Source organism: Labilithrix sp., assembly GCA_019637155.1.
In the GTDB taxonomy this organism is placed as follows: Bacteria; Myxococcota_A; Polyangia; order Polyangiales; family Polyangiaceae; genus Labilithrix.
Genome location: JAHBWE010000005.1, coordinates 45,524 through 57,375, shown reverse-complemented (window position 1 = coordinate 57,375; position 11,852 = coordinate 45,524). Strand labels below are relative to the sequence as shown.

The 11,852-nt window shown below is 71.6% G+C and carries 10 protein-coding genes; 4 read left to right on the top strand and 6 right to left on the bottom strand.

What is annotated here, in order from left to right; genetic code table 11:
- Positions 1-7 precede the first annotated feature (7 nt).
- Positions 8-2,293 (top strand): alpha/beta fold hydrolase, encoded by a 2,286-nt coding sequence (locus KF837_11200; GenBank protein MBX3227876.1) that lies wholly within the window; start codon positions 8-10, stop codon positions 2,291-2,293.
- Between the two features lie 14 nt (positions 2,294-2,307).
- Here the strand turns inward: KF837_11200 and KF837_11195 are convergent, their stop codons facing one another.
- From KF837_11195 to KF837_11170, 6 genes are all read right to left on the bottom strand, one after another.
- Positions 2,308-2,475, bottom strand: a complete 168-nt coding sequence (locus tag KF837_11195) for a hypothetical protein (protein ID MBX3227875.1) — start codon at positions 2,473-2,475, stop codon at positions 2,308-2,310.
- Positions 2,476-2,637: 162 nt separating this feature from the next.
- Positions 2,638-3,951, bottom strand: coding sequence for a hypothetical protein (locus KF837_11190; protein ID MBX3227874.1), 1,314 nt, complete (start codon positions 3,949-3,951; stop codon positions 2,638-2,640).
- 182 nt (positions 3,952-4,133) lie between these two features.
- Complete coding sequence (locus tag KF837_11185) at positions 4,134-4,703, bottom strand: ArsR family transcriptional regulator (GenBank protein ID MBX3227873.1); 570 nt, start codon at positions 4,701-4,703, stop codon at positions 4,134-4,136.
- Entirely contained in the window at positions 4,700-5,746 is a 1,047-nt protein-coding gene (locus KF837_11180) for a polyprenyl synthetase family protein (protein MBX3227872.1), read from the bottom strand. The genes KF837_11185 and KF837_11180 overlap by 4 nt, the downstream gene beginning before the upstream one ends.
- Positions 5,747-6,002: 256 nt before the next feature.
- A complete protein-coding gene (locus KF837_11175) occupies positions 6,003-7,028 on the bottom strand; it encodes an SDR family NAD(P)-dependent oxidoreductase (protein MBX3227871.1) in 1,026 nt (341 codons plus the stop codon).
- A 36-nt stretch (positions 7,029-7,064) separates the two neighbouring features.
- Positions 7,065-7,499 carry an SDR family NAD(P)-dependent oxidoreductase gene (locus KF837_11170; protein ID MBX3227870.1) on the bottom strand — a complete coding sequence of 145 codons (435 nt, stop codon included), beginning with the start codon at positions 7,497-7,499 and terminating at the stop codon, positions 7,065-7,067.
- Between the two features lie 34 nt (positions 7,500-7,533).
- On the opposite strand from KF837_11170, the gene KF837_11165 reads away from it, so the two are divergent.
- The 3 genes from KF837_11165 to KF837_11155 all read left to right on the top strand — a co-directional run bounded on the left by KF837_11165 (position 7,534) and on the right by KF837_11155 (position 11,821).
- Positions 7,534-7,953 carry a hypothetical protein gene (locus tag KF837_11165; GenBank protein MBX3227869.1) on the top strand — a complete coding sequence of 140 codons (420 nt, stop codon included), beginning with the start codon at positions 7,534-7,536 and terminating at the stop codon, positions 7,951-7,953.
- A 1-nt stretch (position 7,954) separates the two neighbouring features.
- Positions 7,955-10,132 (top strand): DEAD/DEAH box helicase, encoded by a 2,178-nt coding sequence (locus KF837_11160; protein MBX3227868.1) that lies wholly within the window; start codon positions 7,955-7,957, stop codon positions 10,130-10,132.
- A 102-nt stretch (positions 10,133-10,234) separates the two neighbouring features.
- On the top strand, positions 10,235-11,821 hold the full coding sequence (locus KF837_11155; GenBank protein MBX3227867.1) for a hypothetical protein: 1,587 nt from the start codon (positions 10,235-10,237) through the stop codon (positions 11,819-11,821).
- The last annotated feature ends 31 nt before the right edge of the window (positions 11,822-11,852 follow it).

The window sequence follows — 11,852 nt, the reverse complement described above, 5'->3', positions numbered from 1 at the left end:
GGCCTGCATGCGCAGGCTCTCGCTCCTCGTCCTCCCGCTCGTCGTCGCATGCGCGGGTCCCGCCGCTCCGTCCGGCAAGCCGCGGTCCGTGCTGCGCGCGATGCACGACGCGCCGCAGCCGGTGCCGAAGAAGATCGAGCGCTTCCAGGTCGCGCCGGCGTCGGCGAGCAAGATCGCGTTCCAGCGCATCGCGAAGATCCCGGAGCCGGGGTGGAGCGTCCCGCGCTCCGCCGCGCACGCGCCGGACGGCAAGACGATCACGTTCCTCGCGAGCGAGTCGGGCGACGAGACGATGTCGCTCTTCGCCTACGACCTAGAGGCCGGCAAGAGCGACGTGATCCTCCGCGCGAAAGATCTGGGCGGCGCGGACGCGGAGACGCGCTCGCGCGAGGAGGAGCTGCGCCGCGAGCGGCAGCGCGATCGGAGCGAGGGCATCACCTCGTACGTCTGGGCGCGGCGCGCGCCGGTGATGGTCGTCCCGCGGCGCGGCGACGTCTGGGTCCGCGCCGCGGACGGCAAGGTGAAGCAGCTCACGAAGACGCCGGAGCCGGAGATCGACGCGCGTCCGTGCGACACCGGCGCGCGCGTCGCGTTCGTGCGGAAGAGCGAGCTCTGGATGGTGGACGTCGCGTCGGGGAAGGAGACCCAGCTCACGACCGGCGCGACGGAGGGCGTGACGCACGGCCTCTCGGACTACGTGGGGCAAGAGGAGCTCGGCGAGCCGCACGGCTACTTCTGGTCGCCGAAGTGCGACCGCCTCGTCTACCTCGAGGTCGACGAGCGGCCGGTCGAGAAGATCCCGGTCCTCGGCTGGCGCGGCCAGGGCGAGGACCTCATGCTGCAGCGCTACCCGCGCGCGGGCGCGAAGAACCCGAGCGTGCGCGCCGGCATCCTCGACGTCGCGACGAAGAGGACGACGTGGATCACGCCGCCGGCCGATCCGAAGGCGGAGCGGTACGTCGGCCGCTTCACGTGGGCGGAGGACGGGAGCGCGCTCTTCCATCAAGCGATGCCGCGCGATCAGAAGAAGCTCGCGCTGATCCGGGTGGAGCCGGCGACGGGCAAGTCGACGGAGATCGCGAGCGAGACGAGCCCGGCGTGGGTGCATTTCTCGCCGGCGCGGGTGCTGGAGCGGTCGGCGCAGGTGCTGTTCACGTCGATCAAGACGGGGCATCGCCACATCGAGCTGCGGAGCCAGAAGGACGGCACGTTGATCCGCACGCTGACGAAGGGCGACTGGGACGTCGACGCGATCGTCGGGCTCGACGAGGCGGGCGGGCGCGTGCTCTTCACCGCGACGAAGGACGGGCCGCTCCAGCGGCAGCTCTACGCCGCGCGCCTCGACGGCGAGGCGGACGTGGTGCGCCTCACGAGCGAGCCCGGCGTGCACTCCGTCCGCGTCGACGAGACCGGCAAGACGTGGGTCGACGTGCACTCGTCCGCGACGAGGCCGCCCGCCTCCGTCGTCGTCAAGGACGGCAAGCCGCTCGGCGAGCTCCGCCCCGCGCCGCTCGATCCCGACATCGTGGGCCTCGGCATCCGCCCCGCCGCGCTGGTGCAGGTCCCCGGCGCGGACGGCACGCTCCTCAACGGCGCGCTCCTCACGCCGCGCGACGTGACGGGGCGTCATCCCGTCGTCGTGGTGGTCTATGGCGGGCCGGAGTCGCAGTCGGTCATGGATTACTGGTCGCCGCGGCTCTTGTGGCAGCACCTCGCCGACCGCGGCTTCGTGGTCTTCCAGGTCGACGGGCGCGGCACCGGCGGCCGCGGCCGCGCGTTCGCGCAGAAGGTGCACAAGCAACTAGGCAAATACGAATTGGAGGACCAGATCGCCGCCGCGAAGTGGCTCGCGACATTGCCTTATGTCGACGCCTCGCGAATTGGCATTTACGGGCATAGCTATGGGGGATTCATGGCGGCGCTCGCGATGCTCGAGGGCGGCGGCGTCTTCCAGGCCGGCGTCGCGGGCTCGTCGGTGACGGACTGGCGCCTCTACGACACGGGCTACACCGAGCGCTACATGGAGACGCCGGCGACGAACGCGGACGGCTACGCCGCGACCGACCTCGCGAAGAAGGCGCCGGGCCTCACGGGGAAGCTCCTCCTCACCCACGCGATGATGGATGAGAACGTGCACTATGCAAACACCGCTCGCCTCGTCGACGCGCTGATCGCGGCCGACAAGCGCTTCGAGCTCCTCGTGCTGCCGGGGGAGCGGCACGGCCTGCGCATCCCCGCCGCGCGGGCGTACATGCCGGCCCGCATCGCGTCGTTCTTCGCGGAGAACCTCTGAAGCGCGGCGCGCGTTCAGTCGGTCGAGGCGATGACGTCGTCTCCGATGACGCCGTGGAGGGCGTGCACGGCGACGGCGAGGACACCGGCGAGGACGACGCTCGCGGCGAGGGCGGCGGACGTGAGGAGGAGGACCTTCGCGGTCTCGGAGCGCCGGCGCGGAGGGTTCGGTCGGAGGCTCATGCGCCGGTCGACAAGCACCCGCCGTGCCGAGCGCGGCGCAGCGTGAATTCCCCGCTCGTTCGTACGACGCACGCGACGATCGATGTCGCGTCTCACGGCACGTAGTCGCGCGCTGCGACGACGGCGCGCTCGCCAGGCACACGCCGGTCGCGCGCGAACGTGTCAGTGCCAGGTGCCGACGCTGAAGCCGAAGTTCTGGTAGCGCTCGGCCATGTCGATGAAGGAGCTCACCTTCCACTGGTGATCGGGGAAGAGGCCGAACACGCTCCACTCGAAGATGCGGACGTCGACGCCGACCGTGAAGTGCTCGCGCGAGGTGCCGTCGCGGAAGCGGGAAGGCTCCACGTAGAGGCCCGCGCGCGTCTTCAAGAGGTTCGGGACCGCCTCGCTCTCGACCGAGAAGCGGGGGGTCATCGTGACCCGCTGCCCCACGAGCTCGCGGCGCTGATCGATGAAGCCCTCGAGCGCGACCGCCTGCTCGCTCGCGCCCGTCATCAGGACCGAGGCGAGGAGGGTGACGCGCTCGCGCGGCCAGTTCATGTAGCGGGCCTGGCGCTCGAGCTCGAGCTTCTTCTTCGCGTCCTTGAGCTCGGCGTCCTCCACCTCGCGGATCGCGACCTCCTCCTTCGCCATCTCGGAGAGGCGGCGCGCGCGCTCGAAGCGATCGAACGGCGTCGCGCTCGGCATCTGCGCGATCACGGCGCGCTGGTTCTCGACGCGCAGCGCGCGGGCCTCCGTGATCGCGCGCTCCAGCTCGAACTCGTGGTCGTGCGGATCGATCCAGCGCGGGTTGAGCGGCCGCGGGCCGAGCTGGTACGCGACGCCGAACTCGATCTCCCACGGCTGCACGACCTTCGTCGGCGAGATGAAGGAGGTGCGCCCGACCTTCTGGATCGTCGTGCCGTCGACCTGCTGCTCGCGGATCAGGCTCTCGATGCTGAAGTTGCTCGCGGCGGAGACCGGCGCGCGCGCGGTGAGGCCGACGCGGAACTGCTTGTCCTCCGGCTTCACGATGAGCCCCGCCTGCGGCGCGACCCCGAACATCGAGATGACGGTGCTCGTCTCGCCGCCGCCCTTCTCCTGGATGCCCATGTACGCCATGCGCACGCCGGCGCCGACGCAGAGCTGGTTCCGCATGAAGCCGTACGCCCCGACCGCGTGGAAGCGCGCGATGCCGACCTGGAGCGACGCCTGGTCGGAGCTCACCGCCGCGACGTCGTACGTGAGCGCGTCGGCAGTGACGGTGAGGCCGAAGCTCCCGATCTGCCCCCACAGCCCCGCGTTCAAGTAGAGGAAGCGATCGGTCGTCTCCACCGTCGGCGGACGGTCGATCCCGGCCTGGCGGTTCCGCTCGATCTGCCGCTCGATCCCGCGCTCGCCGCGGTTGTTGAAATCGGTGCCGCCGAAGGCGCCGGGGAAGGAGATCCCGGCGGTGGGCTCCCACTCGAAGTGATCGACGCTGTGCGCCTCGCGCACCGCCGGCGCGGCGGCGTTGTTGTAGACGCCCTCGAGCGCCTCCGCCGTCGCCGCGGTCGCGCCGGCGAGGCCGGTGATGCGTCCCGGCGCGAGGAGCGGGCCCTGGAACAGCTCGAGCGCGTAGTCGTTCTTCTCGATCCGGACGTCGGGAGCGGGCTGCGCCGACGCGCGCGGGCTCGCGCTCAGTGCGACGAGGGCTGCGCAGGCTGCTGCCGCAAGAGGAAGCGGACGAGCGGCTCGGCGTCGATCTTCGCGGTGGCGAGGAGCGTCTCGATGAGCCGCTTGCCGAGGCGCGCGAGCTCGAGGAGCTGCTGGATGCGCTCGTGCTGCAGCTCCGCGCGCGCGCGCGTCTTCGGATCCGGCGAGTGGCGGAGCCTCCCGACCTCCTCCAGCGCGTTCTCGAAGGCTTCGATCGCGGTGACGATCTCGGTCTTCTCCCGCTCGCTGAAGACGCGGGAGATCATGCGCCACAGCTGCACCTCCGCCGCGTAGAAGTCCTTTCGCTCACCTTGAACCCAGACCTTGCGTACGACGCCCCACCGCGAGAGCTCGTTGAGCGTCATACTCACGGCGCCGCTGGAAAGGGAGAGGGCTTGACGAAGATCCTCCGCGCTGAGCGGCTCGAGCGACAGGTAGAGCACCGCCCAGATGCGGCCCATGTTCCGCTTGAAGCCCCAGAACTCCATGAGGCGGCCGACGACGTCGCTGACCGCCGCCTCGCTCGGCCAGAGCTTGTGCTCGGAGGAGGTCACGACACCCTTGCGGCGAGGCCGCGCGCGACGTCGGCGAGGGCCTCGCTCGCCGCGCAGCGCCGCACGATCGCGAGCTCCGAGAGCGCGCGATCCGTCTCCGCCCGCGCGAGCGCGCGGACCTTCTCGCACGCCCCCGACTCGCGGACGCGGACGCCGAGATCGCGCGCCGCGTCCGCGTCGCCGGCCCGCACGCGACCGACGAGCGACGCGACGTCGCTCCCCGTCATCGCCGCGGCGCGGATGAGCGGCAGGGTCACCTTCCCCTCCGCGAGGTCGGCAAACAGCGTTTTCCCCGTCTTCGCCGCATCGCCGTCGTAGTCGAGGAGGTCGTCGACGAGCTGGAACGCGACGCCGAGCGACGCGCCGAAGCGGCCGAGCGCGTCGATCGCCTCGCTCGGGGCCCCGCCCGAGCGCGCGCCCGCGCGGAGCGACCACTCGAAGAGCGACGCCGTCTTGCCGCGCACGATCTCGAAGTAGGTCGCCTCTTCGAGGCTCACCGCGGTGCGGCCGCGGAGCTGCACGATCTCGCCGTCGACGAGCTTGCCGAGCGTCGCGACGAGCTCGGTCCACGTCGCGGTGTCGCTCGCCCCCGCGCCGAGGCTCGCGAGGCGGAGCGCCTCGACGAGGAGCATGTCGCCGGCGAGGACGCTCACGGCGTTGCCCCAGACGCGGCGCGACGTCGGACGGCCGCGGCGCTGATCGCCGTCGTCGATCACGTCGTCGTGGAGCAAGGTCGCCATGTGGACGATCTCGGCGGCGGTGGCGAGGTCACGCGCGCGCGCGTCGATGGTGCCGAAGCACGCGGCGGCGAGCATGAGGCCGAGCGGGCGGACGCGCTTGCCGCCCGACTCGACGAGGTGCTGCGCCGACTCGCGTCCCGGCGAGACGCCGCCGGCGACGCGGCGGCGGAGGAGCTCCTCGACCTCGGCCATCTCGCGCGCGACGAACGACCGGATCTCGGCGACGCGCTCCGCCGGCAGCGCGCCGACGAGCGCCGGCTGCGCGGTCTCTTGCAGGATCGGGAGGGCGCTGGCGAGGGTCATCGGTCGTTTCCGCACCTTCCAAAACCGCCGCAGTTACGAGCGTTTGCCAGCAACTTCCGGAAGTTTCAAAAAGATTTGAACGAACTATGGGGTGAACGCGCCCAGGGGTCAAGCGGAGCGGCGCCAGCCCGGCGCTCGAGCGCGGCGAACCGGGCCCCTGCGGAGCGACGGAGAGTCTGCCTGCTCGTCCGTCGCTCCGCTGGTCCGCGCCGCGTGGTGGCGTCTGCCCTCGCCTCCGCGCGTAAGTCGCTCGCGGCTACGTCTGCGCGTGGCGCTCCGCGTAAGGTTGGCCCGCGCGGCGGATCGCGGCGACGACCGGGCTCGTCGACTCGCGCTCGATCGTCGTGCCCGGCTTGCGCTCCGTCGCGGTCGGCGACGCCACCGGCGCGCGCGGCAGCATCCGCGCGACCAGCGTCATCGCCTCGGTCCACAGCTTCGGCATCAGCGTGCGCACCGCCGGCGAGAGGCGCGCCTCCGGCGTGAACGACACCTCGATCGCGCCGCGCGCGATGCCGCTCACGATGCGTCGCGCCGCGCGGTCGGCGTCGATGGTGACGAGCGGGAGGGACGTGGCGGCGCCGAACCACGCGTACTCGAGGTCATGATCGCCCTTGAACTGCGCGTGCTTGAAGGAGCCGGTCCGCATCAGCCCCGGCACCGCGGTCAGCACGTTCACGCCGTCGAGCGCGAGCTCGGGGCGGATCGACTCCGCGAGGCCCATCGTCGCGAACTTCGCCGCGCAGTACGGCGCGAGGTGCGGGACGCCGACGCGCGCGCCGATCGACGTGACCATCGCGATGGTCCCCTTCCCTCGCGCGCGCATCAGCGGCGCGACCGCGAGCACGGGGTGCAAGGTGGAGCGGAAGACGTTCGCGTGCGCCTCCTCGAAGTCCGCCCTCGTCCACGCGCCGATCGGGCCCACCGTGATCGTCGCCGCGTTCGTGACGAGCACGTCGATCGGGCCGAGCTCCACGCCGGCGTCGTCGATGAAGCGCTCCACCTCGCCCGGGCTCGAGAGGTCGCAGCGCTCCGCGACCACGTGCACGCCCCGCTCGACCAGCTCCGCCGCGAACGCGTCGAGGTCCTCCTCCGTCCGCGCGCAGATCGCGATCTTGTCGACGCCGCGACGCACGAGCTCGAGCGCGATCGCGCGGCCGAGCCCCCGCGAGGCGCCGCACACCACCGCGGTCGCGCCGCGGAGCTGGGTCCGCTTGCGGAGACCCGCGAGCTCGAGCACCAGCTTGCCGAGCGCGAGACCAAGAGCGAAACGAGAGACCTTCATGCGCGCAGGGTGTGCACCCCACGTGCCGTGAACGCCTCAGGTGTCGAGCGCGATGCGGCGGCCCTTCATGCGGGCGGCGCAGACGAAGGCGACGAGCTCGGCGACGTCGTCGGGATCGACGTCCGGACCCGGTACGACCGCGTTCGTCTTCCCCGCCGGCGTCGCGGTCGCGGCGACCACGACGGTGCGCGCGACGTCGGGAAGCGTGCAGTCTGCACGTGTCGCGATCGCGACGTCGACGGGGCCGAAGACCTCCGCCGCGCGGGCGGTCGCGGCCGCGAGGTCGCCCACCACGTGACGTGCCTTTCCGCCCCCGTACGCAATCTCGCCCACCGTCTCGCCGAGCGCGCGCTCCTCGGGACCGCACACGACCACGCTCGCGCCACGCGCCGCGAGCGCGAGCGCGACCGCGCGGCCGATGGGGCCTCCGCCGCCCTCGATGATCGCGACCTTCCCGGCGAGCGTCTTCATTGCGGCGAGCACGATACCCGAGTAGACCCCCACCGTGACTCGAAGACAGGTGTCGCGCGTCGTCTACGGCCTCTTCGTGGTCGTCGTCGCGGTCTTCGTGTCGTCGAACGTCTGGCAGGTCGCGAAGACCATCTTCTTCGGCGGAACCGCGACCTACCCCAAGGTCGCGGAGGCGTGCGGCGCGGCGATCGAGCGGGAAATCGCGGCGATCGAGCGCGCCCGCGCCGCCGCCGCGCCCGCCGGAGACGCCGAAGATGCGCGCGCTCGCTACGCCGCGACGCGCAAGAGCGAAGGCGTCGATCTCGACGGCATCTGCCGCGAAGATCCGAGCGGCGTGGACGCCGTCGCCGCAGTTCGTCGCTACGACCGCGCCGCAGAGTCCCACGCCGTCCGCGCCGCGTCCGAGATTGGGCCTGTGCGGCAGAGCGCACGGTCGTTTATAAGGGTCCCCTAAAATGACGCAGGAAACTACGGCCGACAAAGCAGCGGCACCCGCGCCGACGTTCGACGCGATCGCGCTCGGCGCCGACATCCGCAAGGCGGTCGACGCGCTCGGCTACGTCAACCCCACGCCCGTACAGCTCGCCGTGTTCGAGTCCGCGAGCCGCGGCAAGAGCCTCGTCGTGCAGGCCCGCACCGGCACCGGCAAGACCGCCGCGTTCGGCCTCCCGATCGTCGACGCGCTCGTGCGCAAATCGCAAGCCTCGGTGCAGGCGCTCATCCTCACGCCGACGCGCGAGCTCGCGCTCCAGGTCTCGCGCGAGCTCGAGCAGCTCTCGCAGTTCCGCGGCACGAAGATCATCGCGATCTACGGCGGCGCGCCGATGGGGCGGCAGGTCGAGGCGCTCGAGCAGGGCGCGCAGATCGTCTGCGGCACCCCGGGCCGCGTCCTCGATCACATCCGCCGCGGCACGCTGAAGACCGAGGACATCCGCATCTTCGTCCTCGACGAGGCGGACGAGATGCTGAGCATGGGCTTCCAGAAGGAGCTCAACTCGATCATCGAGACGCTGCCGAAGGACCGCCAGGGCCTCTACTTCAGCGCGACGCTCCCGCCCGACGTCGAGCGCCTCGCGAACAACCACCTCAAGGACCCGGAGTGGATCACGCTCTCGAGCGACCAGATCGGCGCGCTCGAGCTCACGCACTACGTCTACCTCGTTCGCGAAGGCGACAAGCGGTCCGCGCTGAACCGCATCATCGAGGTCGAGGACCCGCAGAGCGCGATCGTCTTCTGCAACACGAAGAGCGAGACCGAGTCGCTCGCGGAGTCGCTGAAGCGCGCCGGCTACGAGGCCGACTGGCTCAACGGCGACCTCGAGCAGCGCGAGCGCGAGCGCGTCATGGCCGCGACGCGCGAGGGCAAGCTCCGCTTCCTCGTCGCGACGGACGTCGCCGCGCGCGGCATCGACATCTCGCACCTCACGCACGTCATCAACGCCGACTTCCCCGAGTCGGCGGAGCAGTACGTCCACCGCACCGGCCGCACCGGCCGCGCGGGGCGCACCGGCACCGCGATCTCGATCGTGGGACCGAAGGACGTCGGGCACCTCTACATGCTCCGGCTCACGTACAAGATCCGCCCGATCGAGCGGATGCTCCCGACCGCGGGCGAGCTCCGCACGCGCGCGGAGGCGGACATGATCGCGTTCCTCGCCGACGCGTACGCCGGCAAGACCGCCGACGCGCAGCACCTCGCCGTCGCGCGCCGCCTCCTCACCGACGATCGCGCCGAGGTCGTCATCGCCGGCCTCCTCGCCGATCACCTCGGCGCCTCCGCCCCGCAAGACGCCGCCGACGCGCGGCGCGCGAAGAACCCGCCGCCGATCGTCCCCCACCCCGCGCCCGCCCCCGCCCCGCAGATCCGCGAGCGGACCGACCGCCCCGCGCGCAGCGACCGCGAGCCCCGCACGCTCCGCGACGGAGAGCGCCCCGCGCGCGGACGAGATCGGGATCGCGATCGTGACCGCGGACCGCGTCCCGCGACGGCGGAGCCGAGCGAGGTCCGCCGCGAGCGCCGCCCGGTGAAGGAGCTCTCGAGCTGGGAGCCGCCGGAGGAGAAGGACGACGACGCGCCGCTCTTCGACGAGGCCGGCACGAAGCCGGGCCTCGGTCCGTCGGGTCGCGAGGCGCTCCGCGATCAACGTGAGCGCGGGCGCGATCGTGGTCGCGGGCGCGCGCGCGTCCAGGTCGACGAGGACGCCGGCGCCGACGCGAAGACGATCGAGATGAACCGTCCACTGCCCGCGTACCACATCGAGGACGAGCCCACGATCGCGTTCACCGGTCGCCTCCCGAAGCCGCGCGCGGAAGAAGAGCCGGCCTCTCGCTCCGAGCGCTCCGAGCGCGCCGAGCGCTCCGAGCACCAGGAGCCGCGCGAGGGGGACGATCCCGCGTTCACGAACGTGTTCCTCAACGTCGGCCGCCGCGACGGCCTGAGCCAGGACGACCTCCAGCGCCTCGTCACCGAGAAGGCAGGCCTGGGTGACGCCGATGTAGGCCACGTGCGCCTTCGCGATCGGATCTCCTTCGTCGGGATCCGGAAGGAGCGCGCCGACGACGCCATCAAGGCCCTCATCGGCGTGAACGTCGGCGATCGCGTCCTGAACGCCGAGGTCGCTCGCGGCCGCTGACCGCGCGCGTTCCGTCCAAAAAGAATTCAGCGTCGGCAGAAGGAAAGCGCGCGCTCGCCGCCGTATTGAGCGACGGATCGCCCTTCGGGTACGGTTGGGACTATGTCTGCAGTCGCCGCGCCTGCTTCGAAGGGCGTGCAAGCCAACGCGCCGGTCACGTTCCGCGCCATCATCGACTCACGGAGAGCGGAGGATCAGCGGCTCGGCCTCGACGACGCGATCGCCGTCATCGTGCCCGTGTGCGTCGATCTCAAAGAGCGCCACGCGAAGGGCGAGAGCTTCTACGTCCATCCGTCCGCGATCGCGAAGGGCCCCGACGGGCTCTATCGCCTGAACCCGCAGCTCGCGGTGAACCCGAAGGACCCGCGCGATCGCGCCGCACTCGCGCCGGAGGTCCTCCGCGCGAACGGCCCCGGCGGCGCGCGCGCGAGCGTGTTCGCGGTCGGCGCGATGCTCTACGAAGCGGTGTGCGGGAGCCCGGTCGGCCCCGGCATGCGCCGCCCGCGCGACGTCGATCCGAAGCTCCCCGAGGCCCTCGAGCACCTCCTCGCGAAGGCGCTCGTCGCCGATCCTTCGCACCGCCCCGACGACCTCGGCGCGCTCGCGGCCGCGATGCATCACCTCGCGCCGATGAAGAGCATCCCGCCGCCGGACGCGGACGTGTCGAAGCTCGATCGCAGCGACAACTTCGAGGTCGACATCCGGCTCTCGATCATGCCGCCGGAGCGCGACTCGAACATCCCGATGCCGCCGGGGTCGGGGGACAACCTCCAGATCGTGATGCCGCAGAGCGGCGCGGCCGCGGCCTCCGCCGCGGCGCAGGCGGCGGCCACGCAGGCGATGGCGATCGCGGCGGCGAAAGATCCGACGCGTCACCTCGCGAGCCTCAAGGCGCGCCTCGAGGCCGATCCGCGCCCGCGCTACGTCGTCAACAAGGCGCGCATGGACCACGGGCCGTTCAACGCGGTCGAGCTCCTCCAGCAGATCGCGTCGCACAAGTTCGTCGGCGGCGACACGCTCCGCGACGAGCTCACCGGCGGCGCGAAGACGATCGACGAGTGGGAGGAGTTCGCGCCGTTCGCGCAGCACGCGCGCCTCCACCGCGACATCGCGCAGGAGAAGAAAGAGGTCGCGAAGATCGAGAAGGCGGAGAAGACCTCCGGCCGCGCGAAGCTGTTCATCGGCATCATCGGCGCCATCGCGCTCCTCGCGGTCGGCGTCCTCTTCGTCGTGAAGACGGTCGGCTCGCGCAAGGACAGCGGCGAGCTCGGCGACGATCCGAGCGCGGTCGACCTCTCCGGCGGCGGCGCGCTCAAGGGCAAGAAGAAGCCGGTCGGCGGCGGAGGGGGTGGCGGCGGCGGAGGTGGCGGCTACGTCGGCGGCATGAGCTACGAGGCCGCGCTCGCGTCGAACAACCAGGAGATCACGATGGGCGCGAAGAGCGGCCCCGATCTCACCGACGGCCAGATCTCGGGACCGATGCGCGGCGGCGGCTTCCTCGGCGCGTGCGGGACCCCCGACAGCATGAAGGTCACGGTCAGGGTCGCGATCAAGAACGGCCGCGCGGTCGGCGTCACCGTGATCACGAACCCGTCGAACGCCGGCGTCGCCGGCTGCATCGACGGCGCGGTCCGCCGCCTCTCGTGGCCCTCGTCCTCGAAGATGGACACGTTCACGACGCAATACTGAGCGCCGGCACGTCGGCTGCAACGTCGCCCCC